This is a genomic window from Vibrio sp. S17_S38, from assembly GCF_014694375.1.
GTDB lineage: Bacteria > Pseudomonadota > Gammaproteobacteria > Enterobacterales > Vibrionaceae > Vibrio.
In genome coordinates this window covers 1-1,188 of sequence record NZ_JAAUWW010000047.1, presented here as the reverse complement: position 1 = coordinate 1,188, position 1,188 = coordinate 1, and the positions used below count along the sequence as shown (strand labels likewise).

Genomic DNA, 1,188 nt, shown 5'->3' with positions numbered 1-1,188 from the left:
TCGAAACAGCACCGACGTCTATTATTGAAGATACTCCCGTTAAAGAGACAGCCACTGCAAAAGCACCGCCTCAAATACAGGCATTTTCACCAAAAACTACAGAAGGATTGTTTGGCTTTAATTCAGTCGAACTTAGCCAAGAGTTTACTGAGCAATTAACTGAGACCTCTTCAGTATTAAATTCTCACCCACAAGCTCAGGCCGTGGTTGTTGGACACACTGACTCAACAGGCTCAGCACTCTACAATCAAAACCTATCTGAGCATCGTGCTCAAGCGGTCGTCAATAAACTGATTGAATTGGGAGCTACACCGGCACAACTTAAGTCGAGAGGTGAAGGTGAGTCTCAACCTGTTGCAGATAACAATACTGCAGAAGGACGAGCTGAAAATCGCCGAGTTGAAATCACCATCCCTAACTTCCACTTTCAAGAATAGGTTGTATTACTATGAGTCAATATTTTAAAGTCTTATTTTTAATAGTGGTTTTTCCACTATTAACGTTATTAACCGGTTGTAATTCAGAGGGTGCTTTCTCGGACTCAACGGTAAAATTAGAGCGTATAGATATCACCGCCTCACCAATAACAACACGAGGTGTTAGTGAATTGACGCTTGCGATGGGTAACAAGCAGCCCTTTGAGGCGGTTGGTCACTACTCTGATGGCTCATCTCATCCATTGATGGACTTAACCGTGAGTGATTGGCACACCAGCGACTCTGATGTAGGGCGTTTTAATGAGCCAGCCGTATTTACTGCTACCAACGAGGGTTACACCACCCTCACGGCCACCAAAGATGGCGTGACCAGTAATACGGTGGATATGAATGTGTCGGCAGCGGTCATTACATCGATTCAAGTGACGCCTTCACCGGTCAACGTAGCAAAAGGTCAGACTCAGCAGTTAGTTGCCGATGCAACGTACAGCGATGGTAGTTCCTCTGCGGTCACAAACTCAGTGACGTGGACTCGTATCGATACAGCTACTGCTACCGTGTCATCAACTGGGTTATTGTCTGCGGTTGAGGTGGGTAATACCACCCTCACGGCCACCAAAGATGGCGTGACCAGTAATACGGTGGATGTGAATGTGTCGGCAGCGGTCATTACATCGATTCAAGTGACGCCTTCACCGGTCAACGTAGCAAAAGGTCAGACTCAGCAGTTAGTTGCCGATGCAACGTACAG

2 protein-coding genes are annotated in these 1,188 nt (G+C 46.5%); both read left to right on the top strand.

The genetic code is table 11. The features are described 5' to 3' along the window. On the top strand, positions 1-437 hold a 437-nt coding region (locus HC725_RS16520; RefSeq protein ID WP_190332951.1), incomplete at its 5' end, for an OmpA family protein. An 11-nt stretch (positions 438-448) separates the two neighbouring features. Next, positions 449-1,188 (top strand): Ig-like domain-containing protein (locus HC725_RS16515; protein WP_190332950.1); only part of this gene is annotated, 740 nt, incomplete at its 3' end.